This window comes from Sphingopyxis sp. sgz302558 (assembly GCF_057220455.1).
In genome coordinates, this window is the sequence record NZ_JBXPUZ010000003.1 from 469,481 (window position 1) to 489,040 (window position 19,560).

Genomic DNA, 19,560 nt, shown 5'->3' on the forward strand with positions numbered 1-19,560 from the left:
GTTGATGGCCGCGCTGACTCTCGCGCTCACCACCCCCGCCCATGCTGATACGCTGATCGACAATGTCAACGGCATCACCCTGGATGCCGAGGGCAAGGTGGTGCACTTTACCGGCGTCGTTATCGACGAGAGCGGCAAGGTAAAGCAGCTGCTGGACCGCACGGACAAGCGCCCCGAACGGATAGATTATAGGCAGGACGGTCGCGGGCAGACGATGCTCCCCGGCTTCATCGACGCGCATGGCCATGTGATGGGGCTGGGATTCCAGCGCATGCTGCTTGACCTCAGTGCAACTACGTCGCTGACCGAGGCACAGGCGAAGATACGGCAGTTTGCCGCTGACAACCCTGAAATGCCATGGATTTTGGGGACAGGGTGGAATCAGGAGAAATGGGAGCTGGGCCGCTTTCCAACTGCGGCTGAGCTCGATGCCGCTGTGCCAGACCGCCCGGTGTGGCTGGAGCGCGTCGATGGTCATGCGGGCTGGGCAAACAGCCGCACTCTGGCGCTGGCTAAGGTCAGCGCGGCGACCAAGGATCCGGCAGGCGGGCGCATCGAGCGCGGTCCCGGCGGCGCCCCCGCCGGCGTGTTCGTCGATGCCGCTATGCAACTGGTCAATGCGGCCAAGCCCAAGCCGTTAGCGCGCGACCTCGATCGTGCCTTGTCGCTGGCGCAGGGCGCGCTGCTCGAATGGGGCATCACCAGCATCGCCGACATGGGCACCACGCTGGAGGAATGGCAGGCTTTCCGCCGCGCCGGCGACAAGGGCCAACTCGCGGTCCGGATCCTTTCCTACGCCGGCGACATCGACAATATGCGCATCATCGGCGGCCCCGGCCCGACGCCCTGGTTGTATGATGACAAACTGCGCATGGGCGGAGTGAAGCTGTATCTTGACGGCGCGCTGGGCTCTCGCGGGGCGTGGCTGAAGGCCCCATATGCTGACGCGCCCAAGGAGCGAGGGTTGCCGTTGCTCACGCCCGCCGCGCTGCGCAACAAGTTGGTTAGCGCGACCATGGACGGATTTCAGGTCGCGGTGCACGCGATCGGTGACCAGGCCAATGCCGAGGCATTGGATGCCATCACCGATCTGGCCGCCGATTTCCCAGGTGACCGGCGCTGGCGTATCGAACATGCGCAAATTGTTGATCCCGCCGATATCAGCCGCTTTGCCAGTTTGAAAATCATCGCCTCGATGCAGCCGGTGCACCAGACGAGCGACCGGGTGATGGCCGAGGCGCGGCTCGACCCTGCGCGCCTTACTGGTGCCTATGCGTGGCGCAGCATGCAGAATGCAGGCGTACGCCTCGCCTTTGGCAGCGACGTGCCAGTTGAAAGCGCCGAACCCTTTGCGGGCCTTGCTGCGGCCGTGTCGCGCACCGGCCCCGACGGCCAGCCCTTTGGCGGCTGGCGCCCACAGGAGGCGGTGAGCCGCGAAACCGCGCTCGACGGCTTTACCCGCAGCGCCGCCTTTGCGGCCTTTGCCGAGGACCGACTGGGCACGCTGATGCCCGGCATGCGCGCCGATTTTGTGCTGGTTGACGGCGACCCGCTGCTTGCTTCGGCCAGCGAGCTGCGCGCGATGCGTGTTCGGGAAACCTGGGTGAACGGCCAGCGCCGTTTCGTGCGCCAGCCGTGAGCGAGTCGCCGCGCCGCAAGAGCAAGCGCCGCCGCGATCCGGCCCCAGTCGTCTCGCACGTCGATGTCGCCATTATCGGCGCGGGCGTGTTCGGTGCTTGGACGGCATGGCATCTGGTCAAGGCGGGGCTGAAAGTCCGGCTGTTTGACGCGTATGGCGCAGGCCATGCGCGCAGTTCATCGGGCGGTGAAAGCCGGGTGATCCGCATGGCCTATGGTGCCGATGCCATTTACTCCGCCATGGCAGCGGAGTCGCTTCCGCTGTGGCAGGCGCTGTCGGACAGCGCAAGTGCACCGATTTTCTACCAGACGGGCGTCTTGTGGTGGGCGCCTGATACCGACACTTATTCCGCCCAGTCACTGCAGTGGCTGGCCAGCAGCAACACCCCGCACGAAAGCGGCGACGCCAACTGGCTACAAAACCGGTGGCAGCAAATCCGCTTCTACAACAATGAACGCGGGATATTGGAAACGACCGCCGGCGCGCTGATAGCCGGGCGCGGAGTGCAGGAGGTGGTCGCCGACGCCGGGTTAACGGTCGAGCGCATCGTCATGCCTGCCCCGATGCCGGTGAAGAAGCGAGCGACGCATCACCTGCCCGATGGCGGAACGGCAGACACTTTGGTCTATGCTACCGGCCCATGGCTCGCCGAGCTTTTCCCGCAGCAACTTGGTGGCCGCATCGTCGCGACGCGGCAGGAGGTGCTGCACTTCGGCGCGCCGCAGGGCGACAATCGCTTTGCCCCGCCGCAGCTACCCGTCTGGGCCGATTTCAACAACGGCGCGATTGTTTACGGCATCCCTGACCTTGAGGGGCAGGGGTTCAAGCTCGCCTTCGACACGCACGGCCCGGTGGTCGATCCGGACACGCACGACCGCCGGGTAAGCGACGCCACGGTAAGCAAAGCGCGTGCCTATCTTGCCGTCCGCTTCCCCGCACTTGCCGAAGCACCGCTGATCCACAGTCGTGTCTGCCAATATGAGAATAGCAGCAACGGCGATTTCCTGATCGACCGGCTGCCAGGCACCGAGCGGGTGTGGTTGGTCGGCGGCGGATCGGGCCATGGCTTCAAACATGGCCCGGCGGTCGGCAGGCGGGTCGCGGCGCATGTAATGGATGCGAAGCTGGCGGTGGAACCGCGCTTTTCGCTGGTGACAAAAGGCACTGTAGCGGCGCGGACGGTGTTTTAGTTTTCAATCTTGCCCCCAATCACCGTCCGGACTGAGCTTATCGAAGGACTGTCCTTTTCTTTTGCGCCGGAAAGGGAGAAGAACGGCCCGCTGATAAGCTTAGGGTGGGCGGGGGATCGAATGAGAATCAGTGACTGCCACAATATTGCCGACTTCCGTGCCCTCGCACGGCGCCGCCTCCCCTGGCCGGTGTTCGACTATATCGATGGCGCCGCCGACGACGAAATCACCCGCCGCCGCAACCGCAGCAGTTTTGACGATTGCGACCTCGTCCCGCGGGTTCTCGCGGGGGTGGAAAGCATCGACATGCGCGCCACCCTGTTCGGGCGGGATTTGTCTATGCCGCTTTTCCTGTCACCGACCGCGCTGCAACGCCTGTTCCACTGGCAGGGCGAGCGCGCGGTGCTGCGCGCCGCGGCTGACGCGGGCACGGTCGCGGGCATCAGCAGCCTTGCGACCATCAGCCTGGCCGAAGCGGGCGCGCTGACCGATGGCCCCAAACTGTTCCAGCTCTATGTCCACAAGGACGAAGGGCTGAACCAGGCGATGCTCGCGGCGGCCAAGGCGGCGAAGTTCGATGCGGTCGCGCTGACCGTCGATACCATCGTCGGCGGCAACCGCGAGCGCTGCCTTAGATCAGGCTTCACCTCGCCACCGCGGTTCACGCCGGGCAATTTGCTGTCCTATGCTTTGAAGCCCCGCTGGGGCCTTAACTATGTCCTGCGCGAGCCGTTCGGCCTTCCAAACCTCGCCACGCATGTGGCCGAAGGGTCGAGCGTACCCAAATCGGTCGCCGATTATTTCTCCACAATGCTCGACCAAAGTCTCGACTGGAAGCGGGCAGAGACAATTCGCAAGGGATGGGACGGCCCCTTCTGCCTTAAAGGCATTATGGCGGTTGAGGATGCCCGCCGCGCGGTCGACATTGGCGCGACTGCGATCATGGTGTCGAACCATGGGGGGCGGCAATTGGACGGCAGCCTTGCGCCGTTTGATGCGCTTGCCGAAATTGTCGATGCGGTCGGCGATCAGGTCGAGGTCATCTGCGATGGCGGCATCACACGCGGTACCCATGTGCTGAAGGCGCTGAGCGTGGGTGCAAAGGCGTGTTCGGGTGGGCGGCTGTACCTTTATGCGCTTGCCGCAGCGGGCGAGCCCGGGGTGGCCCGCGCCATTGCGCTGCTCCGCGCAGAGATGGAGCGCGGGATGAAACTGATGGGCGCAAAATCGCTCGCTGATCTGTCGCGCGGCAATTTACGCTGGCGCTAACAAAAAACCCCCGCCGAAGCGGGGGTTGTCTGTTGTCGCTGGTCGCTGATTAGAAGCTGAAACCCAGCGAGAAAATGATGGTGCTGTCGTACAACGTGTCGATGGCATTGATGCCGGTCGATTCGATGTCGGTATCGACGTAGCGCACACCCAGCGTTGCCGGACCAACGGCCAAGTCAGCACCCAGTGCCCAGTCGAGATAATTGCCGCCCGAAGCCAGCGCGCCGAGCGCGCCATCGGTATAACCGATTGTCCCGACCAGCGTTACTGGTGTGTCAGGAATTGCCGCCGACAGACCCAGGCTCAGATAAAGGTTATCATCGTCGCCGAGCGAGCTTTGGTCCCAGCTGTAGCCGACGGTTCCCGTGGCGGTCACCGGGCCGATATCATGGCTGATCTTGCTCAGAATTTCGAAATAGTCGCTGTTGCCCGCTGCGCTGTCGCCATCGGGATACCAGTAATAGATGAGGCCGATGTCGAAGTTGGTGCCTTCGGCGATGTCGGTGTTGTAGCCGGCATAGAGATCGACCTCGACCTCACCATAGAGTGGCGTATCGTCGAGGTTTGAACCCCAGGCACCGACATAGAAGCCACTTTCGTGGCTGACCGTGATGGTCGGCTGGACGGCGAAATCTTCGCCCGACAGCGATAGGCCGCGGAAGCGATAGTCAGAGGTGACGGTGACACCACCGGACACGGTGATGGGGCCGCTTTCTTCCTCGGCGTCCTGCGCGAATGCAGGTGTCGCGGTGGCCGCGAGCAACAAGCCCGCGATAGCGGCAAATGATTTCTTCATGGGTTGATCCCCTTCTTTGTTACAAACCGGATCGTCCCGCCTGCGTGAACCGGACATGCCATCGTTGCAGTGAGGCGGGCACATTCCGGCTTACCGCGATAAAGTTGCGCAATTTGCTGCGACGCACAAACAAAAATGCGCTGCAAACATATTCAGCGACAGCAGTGTGACATTGCAGCAACATTGTTCAGTGCCAACTCACCGCTTTGCGGCGGCGCGGTGAGCCGCTATTGCGGGGGGTATGAGCGACCATAATCCCGGACTGCGCCCCTGGCGCGACATCCACCGCCGCCAATGCCGCCAGATCATGGTGGGCAATGTTCCCGTTGGCGGGGGCGCGCCAATCACCGTCCAGACGATGACCAACACGCTGACCAGCGATCCAGTGGCGACCATCGACCAGATCCGCCGCTGCGAAGAGGCCGGGGCGGACATCATCCGCGTTTCGTGCCCCGATACTGACAGCACCGCCGCGCTCGGCAAAATCACCCGCGCCGCACGCGTGCCGATCGTCGCCGACATCCATTTCCACTATAAGCGCGCGCTCGAGGCCGCCGATGCGGGCGCGGCGTGCCTGCGCATCAACCCCGGCAATATTGGTTCATCGGAACGCGTCGCGGAGGTTGTCCGCGCCGCCAAGGCCAATGGCTGCGCGATCCGCATCGGCGTCAACGCCGGCAGCCTCGAAAAGGACCTGCTCGAAAAATATGGCGAACCCTGCCCCGAGGCGCTGGTCGAAAGTGCACTCGACCATATCAAGCTACTACAGGACCATGATTTCCACGAATATAAAGTCGCGGTGAAGGCGTCGGACGTGTTCCTCGCGGTCGCGGCCTATCAGCAACTCGCCGAAACGGTCGATTGCCCGCTGCACCTGGGCATTACCGAGGCAGGCGGGCTGATCGGCGGCACAGTCAAGTCTGCCATCGGCCTCGGCAGCCTGTTGTGGTTCGGCATCGGCGACACCATCCGCGTATCGCTGTCGGCCGAACCCGAGGAAGAGGTGCGCGTCGGCTATGAGATATTGAAAGCCCTCGGCCTGCGCACGCGCGGTGTCCGTGTCGTCAGCTGCCCCAGCTGCGCGCGCCAGGGCTTCGACGTGATCCGCACCGTGCAAAAGCTTGAGGATGCGCTCAGCCATATCAAGACGCCCATGTCGCTCTCGGTTCTCGGCTGCGTCGTCAACGGCCCCGGCGAGGCGCGTGAAACCGACATCGGCATCACCGGCGGCGGCAATGGCAAGCATATGGTGTACCTCTCCGGCGTCACCGACCACCATGTCGCCGACGCCGACATGATCGGCCATATCGTGAAGCTGGTGGAGGCCAAGGCGGCGGAGATTGACGCCGGCACCAGCGTGAGCATGGACGTGCTGCACGGCAAGGCGGCGTGATGACAATTTGGCTCTTTATTGCGGCTGTTGCGACCGAAGCAGCCTTCCCAGAGCGCACACCGGGCATGATTGAAGCATGCATCAACGAGGCGGTCGAGTCGGAGAGAATGTCCAAAGAGGGCGGCGACTACAAATATATATGCGGCGATGAAGTGGCGCAGCAACTTTGGGACTACCTTGAAAGCGCCAAGATCGAAGCATCAGAGCAAACAACCGAAAATGGCACTTGGTCGTCACGCTATTTTCCGTTGGGGGGCTGCTTCAAGCGAGTGCGGAATGTGGATGGGTCTGCGGCAACCAGTGGTCTGAGCTGTACGATCTGGATACCCTATCGCATCCAAAAAAAGCGCTAGGGCCAGCGTGAAATACATTGCCAAAGGGCAAAGCAAGCAATGACACTCGCCATCCGCCCCGCCATACGCGCTGACTTACCCCTCATTGCGCAGTTCATTCGTGACCTCGCGGCTTATGAAAAACTGTCGCATGAGGTGCGCTTTGATGAAGCGGTGCTGGCCGAGCGTCTGTTCGGACCGCGCCCCTATGCCGAAGTCATCATCGGTGAAATTGACGGCGCGCCACAGGGTTTCGCGCTGTTCTTCCACAATTTTTCGACGTTCGAAGGCCGCCCCGGCATTTACCTTGAGGACTTGTTCGTGCGCCCCGAGACGCGCGGGTCTGGGCTGGGCAAGGCCCTGCTCGCCCACCTTGCCAAACTGGCGGTGGAGCGCGATTGCGCCCGGCTGGAATGGTGGGTGCTCGACTGGAACAGCCCCAGCATCGGTTTCTACCAGTCGCTGGGAGCAAGGCTGATGGACGAATGGACGGTGATGCGCGTCGATGGCGCTGCACTAACCCGCCTAGCTGGAGAATGACGATGCGTTTCCCCCTGCTTCTTGCTGCTGCGCTGGTGCTCGCAGGCCCCGCCACTGCGCAGACCAACCGCACCGGTGACCGGCTCGACGGCACCCCGGTGATCGACCGGCTCGACGCCAACGACCTCGCCCCCGGCGAAGTCCACCGTTTCTGGTTCCGCGCGGGCGACAGCGCGCTGGGGCAGGCCTGGTATGTGCCTGTCGTCGTGGTCAAAGGTACCAGGCCCGGACCGCGCCTGCTGCTGACGGCCGGAATTCATGGCGATGAACTGAACGGCATCGCCGTTATCCACCGGCTGGCCCGCGAAATTGACCCCAAGACGCTTACTGGCGCGCTGGTGATGGTGCCGGGGCTCAACACGCCGGGGTTGAACAATTCGACACGCGCCTTCACCCCGCGCGGCGGCACAGGCGGCGACAATATGAACCGCGTCATGCCGGGCAAGGATGTTCCAGGCGCGAGCCTGATCGATGTTTATGCCCACCGGCTGTGGCACAGCCTAATGCGCCCCAATGCCGACCGGATGATCGACCTGCACACCCAGTCGCGCGGCACCGCCTATAATCTTTACGCCTTTGTTTCTTCGCCTGAGGCGCGCGAAATTGCCGAAGCGATTGCCCCCGACACCATCCGCCTCGACCCCGGGCAGCGCGGCACGGTGGAAAATGAAATGGTGCCCGATCGCGTCCCGGCCATTACGCTGGAGCTCGGCGCGCCCGAAGTGTGGGACGAAGCGCTGATCGCACGCAGCCACGACGGCATTTTACGCTTGATGGCAAAAATGGCGATGCTGCCAGCCAGCGCAGCGCCGCCCGCCACCGCCAGGCCCTTTGTCGCCAACAATCAGGTGCAAGTGCGATCACCGGTGGGCGGCTGGGTGACACTGCACGTGCGCCTGAACGACATGGTGGCGAAGGACCAGCCCGTCGCCACCATCGCCGACGCCTTTGGCCAGAGCCGCACGACGCTGACTGCACCGGTCGCGGGGCAGGTCGTGTCGCTGAGCACCGACCCGCGCAATGATGTCGGCGATATGGTCGTGCGCATCGGCTATTGGGACCCCGACCCCAAATGCGCCGCGGGGTGTTGAGTTAAGCCCCCAGCCGAGCCCAGGCCAGCCCGGCGAATTCGCACAGCAGAGGGCGCGTATCGCGCGGGTCGATAATGTCCTCGATGCCAAAGCGTTCGGCAGTGCGGAAGGGGCTTTTGACTAAGTCGAGGCGCGCCTTGATCGCAGCCAGTGCGGCGGCGGGATCGGCGCTCGCCTCAATCTCGCTCTTGTAGGCGACCTCGACGCCGCCATCGATGGGAAGACTGCCCCAATCGCCGCTGGGCCAGGCGAAGCGATACTGAAACCGCTCGGCGTTGCTCATGGCGCTCCCGGCGATACCATAGGCGCGGCGGATGACGACCGCGCACAGCGGCACCCGCGCGCGGTAAATGGCATTCATGGCGTTGACGCCGTAGCGGATCGTGCCCGTCCGTTCGGCCTCGCCGCCGATCATGAAGCCGGGATTGTCGACCAAATGGACGATGGGCAAGCGGAACTGGTCGGCAAGCTTGACGAAACGTTCAACCTTTTCGCTGGTTTTGGCGTCCCAGCTGCCGCCCAGAAAGGCAGGGTCGCTTGCCACCACCGCGACGGGCCAGCCATCGAGCCGGGCAAAGGCGGTGATCGCCGCCTGCCCCCAACGGCGGCCCATTTCAAACAGACTGCCCGCGTCGAACACAGCGTCCAATACGCGACGCATGCTGTAGACCTGCTTGGCCTCGCGCGGGACGATGGACAGCAAGGCTTCATCGCGGCGATCCGCCGGGTCATTGCGGGGCGTCCGTCCCGCCAACCGGTCGACCGACGATGGCAGATAGGACAGGAACCGCCGCGCCGCGGCAAAGGCTTCGGCCTCGGATCCTACCTCGTCGTCGACCACGCCATTGCGCGTATGCACGTCGCTGCCGCCCAGCTCCTCGCGATCCAGCGTGTCGCCAATGGCTGCGGCCACTGCTGGGCCCGCCGCAAACAACTGCGACAGGCCGCGCACCATGATGCTGTAATGGCTGGCGACCACGCGCGCCGCACCCAGCCCCGCCGTCGGCCCCAGCGCCAGCGCGACCACGGGAACGGTCTCCAGATTTCGGATCACCGCGCCCCAACCGGGCACGGCGGGGACATAAGTGTAGCCCATATCTTCCAGGGACTTGACTGAGCCGCCCCCGCCCGTCCCATCGATCATCCGGATCAGCGGCAGACCTAGCTCGTGCGCCATCATCTCGGCCTGCACAAATTTGCGGTGAATCGCCGCATCGGCCGCACCGCCGCGCACCGTGAAATCGTCGGCAGTTGCGACGACCGCGCGGCCGTCGATATGGGCCCGGCCAAAGATGAAGTTCGATGCAGCCAGCCCCGTCAGCTGGCCGTCAGCGTCATAGCTGCCGCGTCCGGCAATCTTGCCGATTTCGCGAAAGCTGCCCGCATCGACCAGCGCCGCTATCCGCGCCCGCGCGTCCATTTTGCCGCGCCCATGCTGCCGCGCCACCTTCTCCGCGCCGCCCATGGCTTCGGCCATGGCTTGGCGGGCGCGCAGTTCCTCAACCTCTTTTTCCCAGCTCATGCCATCGCTCTCCTTGGCCGCATCAGGCTGTGCCAAAGGCGCGGGCGACGCGGCAAGCCAAATCGGCACTTGCACCATTGTAGCGCTTGCTACATACGGCCAAGCAGCGCGTGTACCGCATCTAAAGGAGGGTTATTTATGCTGCTGTTCCGCCTGTTCCTGCTCACCGCCATTGCGGTCATCGGCGCCTATACCGCCGTCACCATCAGCAATCATGGGATCAACCTGCTCCCCATATTCTTTGGCGACATGGCCAAAATGGGCTGGCCGGGGCAATTCAATCTGGATTTCCTGTTTTTCCTGCTGCTGGCGATGATCTGGATCGCCTGGCGCCACCAGTTCAGCGCTGCTGGTCTTGCGCTCGCCGCCCTCGTACCGGCGGGCGGTATGCCTTATCTCTCAATCTATCTGCTAGTGCACAGTTTCCGGACTCGTGGCGACCCCGCCGCGCTGCTGTTGGGGCCCGATCGTGCGCGCCAGCGTTGAACCTGTGTTTGATGGCGCGCTGCGCAAAGCAAGGAAGCCCAGCAAATGACCGATTCTGCCAGCACCAATCTTGCCGTTGTTCATGCATTTAATGCTGCGATGGCGCAGTTCGACTATGATGCCGCCCTTGCGCTGATCGCTGACGACTGCGAATATCAGAATATGCCGGACCCCGGCAAGGTCATGGTCGGCCCGGCGGGCGTGCGCGCCGCGCTCCAGCCCTTTTTCGGCCTGACCATTGCCAACGAGCTCGTCACATTGCGCGCTGCGGAAAGCGGGCATTTGGTGTTTCTCGAACGACTTGATCGCCATCAATTGCCTGACGGCCGCTGGGTCGAGCTGCCCGTCACCGGCGTTTATGAGGTGGTGAACGGAAAGATCAAACTCTACCGCGATTATTTCAGTGCCCAAACCCTCTATGCCCAGTGGCCCGAACTGCTTGGCGGGCGGCAGGCCGGCTGAGGGCCCGACACGTCCGCCGGGCGGTGGCAGGCTGTGCCTTGGCCCCTTTGCCACAGGCAGACCCGCATGCTAAGCGCCCGCGCGCCATGACCAGCTATCAATCCAGCCTGATGCGCCTACTCGACGAGCGCGGCTATATCCACCAGACCACCGACGCAGTCGGGCTCGACGCGCTTGCTGCCAAGCAGATTGTGCCGGGTTATATTGGTTTCGACGCGACCGCGCCCAGCTTGCACGTCGGCAGCCTGGTGCAGATCATGCTGCTGCGCCGCCTGCAACAGGCGGGGCATAAGCCGATTGTGGTGATGGGCGGCGGCACCACGCGGATCGGCGACCCCACCGGGCGCGACGAAAGCCGCAAGATGCTGACCGACGAAGTGATTGACGCCAATATCGCGTCGATCCGCACCATCTTTGCCCGGCTGTTGACCTTTGGCGATGGCCCCACCGATGCGGTGATGGTGAACAATCAGGATTGGTTGGGCCAGCTTGGTTATATCGAGCTGTTGCAAGAGGTTGGCACGCATTTCACCATCAACCGCATGCTAACGTTTGACAGCGTGCGGCTGCGGCTGGAGCGCGAACAGCCGATGACCTTCCTTGAATTCAACTATATGATTTTGCAGGGCTATGACTATCGGCATCTCGCTCAGACTCATGGCGCACGGCTGCAGATGGGCGGGTCTGACCAGTGGGGCAATATCGTCAACGGGATTGAGCTGGGCCGCCGTATGGACGGCACCGAACTTTATGGCGTCACGACGCCGCTGTTGACCACCGCCAGCGGGGCGAAGATGGGCAAAACTGCGGACGGTGCGGTGTGGCTGAACGACGATGCGCTGCCGCATTATGATTTCTGGCAATATTGGCGCAACGCCGATGACCGCGATGTCAGCAAATTCCTGCGGCTGTTCACCGACCTGCCGCTGGATGAAATCGCGCGCCTCGAGGCGCTGGAAGGAGCAGAGATTAACGCGGCAAAAAAGGTGCTGGCCGATGCAGTGACGGCATTGTGCCGCGGGCCGGAGGCTGCTGCAAACGCGGCTGCAACGGCGGCGCAAGTCTTTGAACAGGGCCGCGTTGGCGGCGATTTGCCCAGCGTGTCAGCGGGTGCCGACGGTGTCACCATCGTCGATGCTTTGCGCGAACTGGGCTTTGTTGCTTCGAACAAGGAAGCGCGACGCAAGCTGGAGGAAGGCGCGGTCAAGGTCGATGGCGGTGTCGTGCGCGATCCGGCAATGCGGGTGAAGCCGGGCGATACGCCCGTTCCGGTCAGCCTTGGCAGCAAGCGCCACGGCCTCGTCACGCCGTGATCGGGGCCTTCAGCCGACCAGATTCAGCGCAGGATTTTAACTCTTTATTAGTGTGATTTGGGCCACAACCCGCTTGAAACAGTTTCGGGACAAGCCCCAATGAACAAAGTCGACCCCTCACGCGCCACTTATAACGGCCTAGATCAGCGCATTGCGCCGCGTAGCGACATTTACTGCCGCTTGCCGTTCATCCTGACCGATGGCCGTCAGGAAATCGGCACCTGCGTTAACATCAGCGCAGATGGTTTGCTGATGCGCTTTGAGCGCGGGCTCGATGTGGGCGACATGATCATCTTCAAAATGCCGATCGTTGGCCGCATCGCCGCGCGCGTCATTTGGTCGCTGGGCGGCAAGACCGGTGTACAGTTTGACCGGATGATCCCGGTGCAGGACTATCTGCCGCTGCTGAAGGCGCTGGGCGTCCGTACTGACCAGTAAGCGTCATCCGCTGCGCAGCAGCGGAAGCGCAGCATCGCGTTCAAACAAATAGAGGCACTGGCGCATCGCTTCGCCGCGATGGCCGGACAGGCCACCATCGCGTTCGACGAACAGGCGGGCATCATCGTGGGCGACGGGGAGCAGCCGGACCAGCTGTTCGGGCGTCGCCAGCCGGTAGTCGGCATCACCCGATTGTTTGAGGCCGAGCAGCTCGCCGCCGCCGCGCAACTCCAGATCCTTTTCGGCAATCACAAAGCCATCGTTCGTCTCGCGCATCAAACGCAAGCGTTCGCGCGCGGTTTCAGACAGGGCGGCGGAGCGCAGCAGCAAACACACCGACTGCGCGCTCCCCCGACCCACGCGCCCGCGCAGCTGGTGCAGCTGGGCAAGGCCGAAGCGGTCGGCATGTTCGATGATCATCAGGCTGGCGGCAGGCACATCGACACCGACTTCGATGACCGTGGTAGCGACGAGCAGCGGCAGCGCACCCGACTGGAATTGCGCCATGACGTCATCTTTTTCGGGCCCCTTCATCCGCCCGTGAACCAATCCAACGCGGTCCGTGCCAAAGCGGGCGCGCAGCATAGCGGCGCGCTCCTCCGCAGCGGCGAGTTCGCTCTTGTCGCTTTCGGCGACCAGCGGGCATACCCAATAGGCCTGCGCGCCGCTGGCGATGTGGCGTGCAAGTGCATCGATCACCGTATCCAGCCGCTCGACCGATACGACGCGCGTATCCACCGGCGTGCGGCCGGGTGGCATCTCGTCGATCCGCGACACATCCATTTCGCCATGATTGGCGAGCAGCAAGGTGCGCGGGATCGGCGTCGCGGTCATCACCAGCAGATGTGGCGGCACACGCCCCTTGTCCGCCAACATCAGCCGCTGCGCGACGCCAAAACGGTGCTGTTCATCGACCACCACCAGCGCGAGATCGCGGTAACTGACCGCCTCCTGAAAAATGGCATGGGTGCCAACGAGGATGTGCACGCTGCCGTCAGCAAGCCCCATCAGTGTTGCCTCACGCGCGCGGCCCTTGTCGCGGCCGGTGAGGATAGCGATCTCAACTCCCGTTCCGGCGGCCAGCCGTTGCAGCGTTGCAAAATGCTGGCGCGCCAAGATTTCGGTCGGCGCGAGCAACGCCGCCTGATGCCCATCCTCCACCGCCGCCAACATCGCGTGCAGCGCGACCAGCGTCTTGCCCGACCCGACATCGCCCTGCAACATGCGCAGCATCGGGGTTGACTGGGCCATGTCGGCGGCGATTTCACCGATCACCCGGCGCTGTGCACCGGTTGGGGCGAAGGGCAGTTGCAGCCGCCCGGCCAACCGCCCATCGCCGACAACCGCGCGCCCGCGCCGCGCGCGCAAGTTGGAACGCAGCAGCATCAGCGCGACCTGGCCCGCCAATATTTCGTCGTAAGCTATGCGGTCGCGCGCAGGGGCATCATGCGGGCTGGCATGCGCACGGGCTAGCGCCTCGCCCCAGGCAGGCCAGCCGTTAGCGGCGAGCAGCGAAGGCTCAATCCATTCGCCCAGCGCGGGCCGCCGGTCCAACCCTTCGCGCACCAGTCCAGCCAGACGCGCGCTGGTCAGTCCTTCGGTCAGCGGGTAAATCGCCTCCTGTACGGCTACGGTCGCCCCCTCGCCCGGCACCAGCGCCTGATCGGGGTGGACGATTTGGCGCATGTCACCATATTGGTCGAGCCGCCCGGTTACGATGCGCGGTTCGCCCAGCGGAAACAGCTTTTTGGCAAGGCCGGCAGTGCGCCCGAAGTAGACCAGCCGCACATGATCGCCCGCGCCGTCGAAGGCCTCCACCCCGAACGGCGCCCGTGGGCTCCGGCCCGGGCGGTAGTCGCGCGCTGTCAGCGTGACGATGATCTGCTCCCCCGGCTGCGCATCGTCGAGCCGCGCCACCGGCTTGCGGGTGATCAGTCCTGTCGGCAGATGGAACAACGCATCGACAATCCGTTCGAGCCCAAGCCGCGCCAGCGGCTTGGCGAGCTGCGGCCCGACACCCCTAAGGTCAGTCAGCGCGGCAAAGAGCGGGTTGAGGATTTCAGGTCGCATGGCTATTCCGCCTGCGACTATAGACCCAAAGCGCGCGCACGCCAGATTCGGCATGCGTGCCCCAATCGGATTCCCATCCTGCCGTGACTGACCGCCTGAAAGCTCTCAAATACCGCGCTTATTATCGCGGCACGCGCGAGGCCGACGCGCTGGTTGGCGGCTTTTTCGATGCCCATGCAGCGCGCTGGGACGACGATGAACTGGCGTGGTTCGAGGCGGTGGTCGAACAGGATGACGAGGACATTATGGCTTGGGCGCTGGGCCGGGCCGAGCCGCCTGCGGCGCTGGCCAACCCAAAGATGATCGCAGCGCTGCGCCGTCTGGACTATATCGCCAAGCCGTGACCGATCCCGTCGCCGCCATCCTGGCGGGCCAGCGCCCGCACACGCTGGCCCGCGTCGCCGACGGTTTCCTGCCGTTGCTGCTCGCCGATCTGGCGCGTGCGAGTGACCGTCGACTGGTCTATGTCGCCACCGACGATGCGGTTATGGCGGCGATCGCCGATGCCGCGCCCTTCTTTGCGCCAGAGCTGGTCGTGCACCGCTTTCCGGCGTGGGATTGTCTGCCTTATGACCGCGCCGGGCCCAGCCTACGCGTCAGCGCCGAGCGGCTGGCGACGCTAGCCGCGTTGCAAGCCCCGGCACAGCGCGGCGAGTTGATCCTGACCACCATCGCCGCCATCGCCCAGCGCACATTGACCCCCTTTCGCATCCGCCAGCTTGCCGCCAGCCTGAAGCCCGGCGCGCGGATCGACCGCGATGCGCTGGTCGCGCTGCTGATCGCCAACGGCTTTTCACGCGTTGATACCGTTGCCGATCAAGGCGAATTTGCCGTGCGCGGCGGCATCATCGACCTTTTCCCGGCAGGGGAACCCACGGGCATTCGCGTCGATTTCTTCGGCGACGAAATTGAAACGCTGCGCCGCTTTGACCCTGCCGACCAGCGCTCACAGGGCCATGTCGATGGCTTCACCTTGTTGCCCGCCAGCGAAACCCTGCTTGACGAAGCCAGTATCAAGCGTTTCCGCACCCGCTATCGCGAATTGTTCGGCGCGGCGGCAACCGGCGATCCGCTCTATCAGGCGGTAAGCGACGGGCGGCGCCAAGCCGGCATGGACCATTGGCTGCCATTATTCGAGGAAAAGCTGGCCACGCTGTTCGACCATATTGGCGACGCACCAATGCTGCGCGGCCACCGCGTCGACGCCAGCGCAGCGCAGCGATTTGAGGCCATCAATGACTATCATGGCAACCGGGTGGCGGCGGCAGACGGCGCAGCGGGTAGTTACCGTCCGCTTGCTCCTGAGGCGCTTTACCTGAGCGATAAAGAGTGGCGCGCCGCCGAGGCCGCGCGCCCCATCCACCTCATCACCCCTTTCGATGCCCCCGAAGCGCCAAGCGCCATCGACATGGGCGTCCACGCCGCGCGTGACTTTGCGCCCGAGCGCGCCGCCGATGCCAATGTCTATGCGCTCGTCGCGGCGCACCTGGCCGCAGAACAGCGCGCCGGGCGGCGGACCATCATCGCCAGCTATTCGGTCGGCGCGCGTGACCGGCTGGCGGGACTGCTGAAGGAACATGGCGCAAACATGCTTGCCGAAGCCGACGGCTGGCAAGCCGCGTTGGGCACGGCTTCGGACCTGCGGACCACCGCGCTCGTCGTGCTGCCCATTGACAGTGGCTTTGCCAGCGATGCGGTCAGCCTGCTGAGCGAACAAGATATATTGGGTGAGCGGCTAGTACGCCGCCAGAAACGCCGCAAGAGCGCCGATGCTTTCCTCGCCGAACTGGCGACGCTCAGCGTCGGCGATCTGGTCGTGCATATCGACCATGGCATTGGCCGCTATGAAGGGCTGACCAGTATCCCCGTGGGCCAAAGCCCACACGACTGTGTCGCGCTGACCTATGCGGGCGGCGACAAGCTTTACGTACCGGTCGAGAATCTCGACGTGCTGTCGCGCTATGGCGGCGAAAACGAGGGCGTGGCGCTCGACAAGCTGGGTGGCGAAGCATGGCAGCGGCGCAAGGCGCGGATGAAGGAGCGCATCCGCGAAATTGCGGGCGAGCTACTCGCTACCGCCGCCGCACGTGCGCTGCGCCCCGCCGATGTGCTGGAAGCCGACGCCTCTTATCCGGCGTTTGCCGACCGCTTCCCCTATCAGGAAACCGACGATCAGGACCGCGCCATTGGCGACGTATTGGCTGATCTGGCAGCGGGCAAACCGATGGACCGGCTGGTGTGCGGCGATGTCGGCTTTGGCAAGACCGAGGTCGCGCTGCGAGCCGCGTTCGTGGCGGCAATGGCGGGCATGCAGGTCGCGGTGGTGTGCCCGACGACGTTGCTGGCGCGCCAGCATTACAGCAATTTCGTCGAGCGATTTCGCGGCTTTCCTGTCAATCTGGGTCGCCTGTCGCGTTTGGTACCCGCCGGCGAGGCGCAGAAGACGCGCGACGGGTTGGCCGATGGAAGCATCGACATTGTGATCGGCACCCATGCCGTTTTCGCCAAGTCCGTAGCGTTCAAAAGGTTGGGGCTGGTCATCGTTGATGAAGAGCAGCGCTTTGGCGTCGTCCACAAAGAGCGGCTGAAGCAACTCAAGGCTGACGTCCATGTGCTGACGCTGACCGCGACGCCGATCCCGCGCACCTTGCAAATGGCGATGTCGGGGCTGCGCGAGCTTAGCGTCATTCAAACCCCGCCGGTCGATCGCCTGGCGGTGCGCACCTATGTGAGCCCGTGGGATCCGGTAGTGATCCGCGAGGCGTTGCTGCGCGAGCACGACCGCGGCGGGCAGAGTTTCTTTGTCACGCCGCGCATCAAAGACCTGCCCGACATCGAAGAATTTCTGCGCACCCGCGTGCCCGAGGTCAAATATGTCGTCGCTCACGGGCAAATGGCGCCGGGCGAGGTCGAGGAGCGCATGAGCGCCTTTTATGACCGGCAATATGATGTGCTGGTATCGACCACCATCGTCGAAAGCGGGCTCGATATTCCCAGCGCCAACACGCTGGTCATTCACCGCGCTGACCGGTTTGGTTTGGCCCAGCTTTACCAGCTACGCGGGCGCGTCGGTCGATCCAAGACGCGCGCCTATGCCTATCTGACCACGCCGGACAATGGCCTGATTACCGAAACGGCAGAGAAAAGGCTGAAGCTGCTGGGCGACCTCGACACGCTGGGGGCGGGGTTCCAGCTGGCGAGCCACGACCTCGACATTCGCGGCGCGGGCAATCTGGTCGGCGATGAACAATCGGGACATATCCGCGAGGTCGGGTTCGAGCTGTACCAGTCGATGCTCGAGGAGGCGATTTTGACGGCCAAGGCCGAGGGCGCGGGCCTAGCGCCGCCGCGCGAGGCGATGTCACCGGTCATCACGGTCGATGCGCCGATCCTGATCCCGGAAGACTATGTCCCCGACCTGCCGCTGCGCATGGCGCTGTATCGCCGCATCAACGATGCCGAGGGGCGCAGTGGACTCGATGCCTTTGCCGCCGAATTGATCGACCGTTTCGGCCCGCTGCCCCCCGAAACACAGAATCTGATCTTGCTGATGGAGATCAAGGGCAATGCCAAGGCGGCGGGAATTTCCAAACTGGATATTGGCGCAAAGGGCGCTCTTGTCAGTTTCCACGGCGACCATTTTGCCAATGTCCCCGGCCTCCTCGCCTATGTCGACCGGCTGAAGGACCGCGCGCGCATCCGGCCCGACAACAAGCTGTCGGTGAGCGGCAATTGGACGAGCGCGGCAGCGCGGCTGAACGGCGCGGTCCAATTGTCGAGCGGGCTGGCGAAACTGGCCCGCACGGCTAGCTGAGCATCGCCGCCAGCGTTTCGCCAGACACCGGGTCGGACCCCAGAAAGCCCTGCCAATATTCGACGCCAAGATCAGCGAGCATGGCGCGCTGCGCCGCGGTTTCCACGCCTTCAGCGACCACCGCGAGACCCAACGCGCGGGCAAGTTCAGCGATCGCACGCACGACGATGGCGTCGCGCTCCGAGACGTCCATGGCGCGGACAAAGCCGCTGTCGATTTTGAGATAGTCAAGCGGCAGTTGCGCCAGCAACGCCAAGGAGGAATAGCCGGTGCCAAAGTCATCGACGGCAATGCGGCAGCCCAGCGTGCGCAGCGTCGCCAGCTGATCGGCCGCACGGTCCGGGCTGGCCAGCATCGCCTGCTCGGTCAGTTCGAGCGTGAAGCGGCTGGCAGAGAGCTGGTGTTCGGCGAGCAACGCCGCAAATCGTCCCGCAAACCCGGCTTCGTCCAAATCGGCGGCGGTGATATTGAGTGCGACCCGGATGTCGGAAAGCAAAGCTGGCCACCCCGCCACTTCTGCCATGGCAAGCGCGTGCGCGTGGGCGGTCAATTGCGTTTGCAGCCGCGCCGCCGCCGCGGCGGTGACCAGCGGAGCTGCACCAAGCAGGCCCAGTTCGGGATGCTGCCAGCGCAGCAGCGCCTCCACCCCCACCATGTGCCCGCCCACCATCGCATATTGCGGCTGGTAGCGCAGCGCGACCTCACCATTCGCCAACGCTGCCGTCACTTGCGCGCCATCGCGTTTGGCCGCGGGACGGGCCAGCGCGCTGGTTGCCTGCATCAGCACGCGGTCGAACGACTGGCCAGCGGTAAAGCTCGCAAGCGCCAGGCGGATGGCGACGCGGCTGTGCGGATCGCCCACAAAGGGCTGCGCCAAAATGGCGTGCAGCGCCCGTTGCTGCGCCGCCAGCGCGCCCGCTGCGGTTCCGGCCGGGGGAAGGAAAAGGAAGCGCGGCCCGTCCAAGCGCGCCACGACGCAGTCATGGCCGAACTCGTCCGCCGCGAAGCTTTCCAGTCGCCGCGCAATTTCGGCCAGCACCGCATCACCTGTGGCGATCCCCGCGCTCTGATTGATGCGGTCGAGCGCATCGGCCTGCACCACCAGCGCCGCGACCGGCGTCGATGTTGCCGCGGTCAGCATGCCAATGTGGCGCGCGATGCTCGCCCCTGAAATTGTCCCCTTATGCATCAAACGCGCATAGCAG

Annotated in this window: 17 protein-coding genes; 13 read left to right on the plus strand and 4 right to left on the minus strand. The window is 64.1% G+C overall.

What is annotated here, in order from left to right; genetic code table 11:
- Window positions 1-4: 4 nt before the first annotated feature.
- The 3 genes from AC2TC0_RS12975 to AC2TC0_RS12985 all read left to right on the plus strand — a co-directional run bounded on the left by AC2TC0_RS12975 (window position 5) and on the right by AC2TC0_RS12985 (window position 4,098).
- Window positions 5-1,639 carry an amidohydrolase gene (locus tag AC2TC0_RS12975; RefSeq protein ID WP_484717937.1) on the plus strand — a complete coding sequence of 545 codons (1,635 nt, stop codon included), beginning with the start codon at window positions 5-7 and terminating at the stop codon, window positions 1,637-1,639.
- A complete protein-coding gene (locus tag AC2TC0_RS12980; protein WP_484717938.1) occupies window positions 1,636-2,829 on the plus strand; it encodes an FAD-dependent oxidoreductase in 1,194 nt (397 codons plus the stop codon). Before AC2TC0_RS12975 ends, AC2TC0_RS12980 begins: the two co-directional genes overlap by 4 nt.
- Window positions 2,830-2,949: 120 nt before the next feature.
- Window positions 2,950-4,098, plus strand: a complete 1,149-nt coding sequence (locus AC2TC0_RS12985; RefSeq protein WP_484717939.1) for an alpha-hydroxy acid oxidase — start codon at window positions 2,950-2,952, stop codon at window positions 4,096-4,098.
- A gap of 49 nt (window positions 4,099-4,147) precedes the next feature.
- Here the strand turns inward: AC2TC0_RS12985 and AC2TC0_RS12990 are convergent, their stop codons facing one another.
- Window positions 4,148-4,894 (minus strand): TorF family putative porin, encoded by a 747-nt coding sequence (locus AC2TC0_RS12990; protein ID WP_484717940.1) that lies wholly within the window; start codon window positions 4,892-4,894, stop codon window positions 4,148-4,150.
- A 241-nt stretch (window positions 4,895-5,135) separates the two neighbouring features.
- On the opposite strand from AC2TC0_RS12990, the gene ispG reads away from it, so the two are divergent.
- From ispG to AC2TC0_RS13010, 4 genes are read left to right on the plus strand one after another with little or no spacing between them, the layout of a single operon-like run.
- On the plus strand, window positions 5,136-6,287 hold the full coding sequence (gene ispG, locus AC2TC0_RS12995) for a flavodoxin-dependent (E)-4-hydroxy-3-methylbut-2-enyl-diphosphate synthase (protein WP_484717941.1): 1,152 nt from the start codon (window positions 5,136-5,138) through the stop codon (window positions 6,285-6,287).
- Entirely contained in the window at window positions 6,287-6,640 is a 354-nt protein-coding gene (locus AC2TC0_RS13000; protein WP_484717942.1) for a hypothetical protein, read from the plus strand. Before ispG ends, AC2TC0_RS13000 begins: the two co-directional genes overlap by 1 nt.
- Window positions 6,641-6,679: 39 nt before the next feature.
- Complete coding sequence (locus AC2TC0_RS13005; protein ID WP_484717943.1) at window positions 6,680-7,159, plus strand: GNAT family N-acetyltransferase; 480 nt, start codon at window positions 6,680-6,682, stop codon at window positions 7,157-7,159.
- A 2-nt stretch (window positions 7,160-7,161) separates the two neighbouring features.
- The gene (locus AC2TC0_RS13010; RefSeq protein ID WP_484717944.1) at window positions 7,162-8,250 is read left to right on the plus strand and encodes a succinylglutamate desuccinylase/aspartoacylase family protein; all 1,089 of its coding nucleotides are present in this window, start codon (window positions 7,162-7,164) and stop codon (window positions 8,248-8,250) included.
- A 1-nt stretch (window position 8,251) separates the two neighbouring features.
- Here AC2TC0_RS13010 and AC2TC0_RS13015 read toward each other — a convergent pair whose 3' ends face one another.
- The gene (locus AC2TC0_RS13015) at window positions 8,252-9,772 is read right to left on the minus strand and encodes an acyl-CoA carboxylase subunit beta (RefSeq protein ID WP_484717945.1); all 1,521 of its coding nucleotides are present in this window, start codon (window positions 9,770-9,772) and stop codon (window positions 8,252-8,254) included.
- Between the two features lie 138 nt (window positions 9,773-9,910).
- Here AC2TC0_RS13015 and AC2TC0_RS13020 point away from each other — a divergent pair, with 138 nt between their 5' ends.
- From AC2TC0_RS13020 to AC2TC0_RS13035, 4 genes are all read left to right on the plus strand, one after another.
- The gene (locus tag AC2TC0_RS13020) at window positions 9,911-10,258 is read left to right on the plus strand and encodes a hypothetical protein (protein WP_484717946.1); all 348 of its coding nucleotides are present in this window, start codon (window positions 9,911-9,913) and stop codon (window positions 10,256-10,258) included.
- Window positions 10,259-10,303: 45 nt separating this feature from the next.
- Window positions 10,304-10,720, plus strand: coding sequence for a limonene-1,2-epoxide hydrolase family protein (locus AC2TC0_RS13025; RefSeq protein ID WP_484717947.1), 417 nt, complete (start codon window positions 10,304-10,306; stop codon window positions 10,718-10,720).
- Between the two features lie 86 nt (window positions 10,721-10,806).
- Window positions 10,807-12,033 (plus strand): tyrosine--tRNA ligase, encoded by a 1,227-nt coding sequence (gene tyrS / locus AC2TC0_RS13030; RefSeq protein WP_484717948.1) that lies wholly within the window; start codon window positions 10,807-10,809, stop codon window positions 12,031-12,033.
- Between the two features lie 99 nt (window positions 12,034-12,132).
- Window positions 12,133-12,471: a PilZ domain-containing protein gene (locus tag AC2TC0_RS13035; RefSeq protein ID WP_484717949.1), complete on the plus strand. Its 339-nt coding sequence runs from the start codon at window positions 12,133-12,135 to the stop codon at window positions 12,469-12,471.
- 3 nt (window positions 12,472-12,474) lie between these two features.
- Here AC2TC0_RS13035 and recG read toward each other — a convergent pair whose 3' ends face one another.
- Entirely contained in the window at window positions 12,475-14,541 is a 2,067-nt protein-coding gene (gene recG, locus AC2TC0_RS13040) for an ATP-dependent DNA helicase RecG (protein WP_484717950.1), read from the minus strand.
- 83 nt (window positions 14,542-14,624) lie between these two features.
- Between recG and AC2TC0_RS13045 the strand changes: the two genes are divergently transcribed.
- Together AC2TC0_RS13045 and mfd are read left to right on the plus strand one after the other, a co-directional pair.
- Entirely contained in the window at window positions 14,625-14,885 is a 261-nt protein-coding gene (locus AC2TC0_RS13045) for a succinate dehydrogenase assembly factor 2 (protein ID WP_484717951.1), read from the plus strand.
- Complete coding sequence (gene mfd / locus AC2TC0_RS13050; protein WP_484717952.1) at window positions 14,882-18,355, plus strand: transcription-repair coupling factor; 3,474 nt, start codon at window positions 14,882-14,884, stop codon at window positions 18,353-18,355. Before AC2TC0_RS13045 ends, mfd begins: the two co-directional genes overlap by 4 nt.
- Here the strand turns inward: mfd and AC2TC0_RS13055 are convergent.
- Complete coding sequence (locus tag AC2TC0_RS13055; protein ID WP_484717953.1) at window positions 18,348-19,544, minus strand: bifunctional diguanylate cyclase/phosphodiesterase; 1,197 nt, start codon at window positions 19,542-19,544, stop codon at window positions 18,348-18,350. The two genes, mfd and AC2TC0_RS13055, sit on opposite strands and share 8 nt — an antisense overlap.
- Window positions 19,545-19,560: the final 16 nt, after the last annotated feature.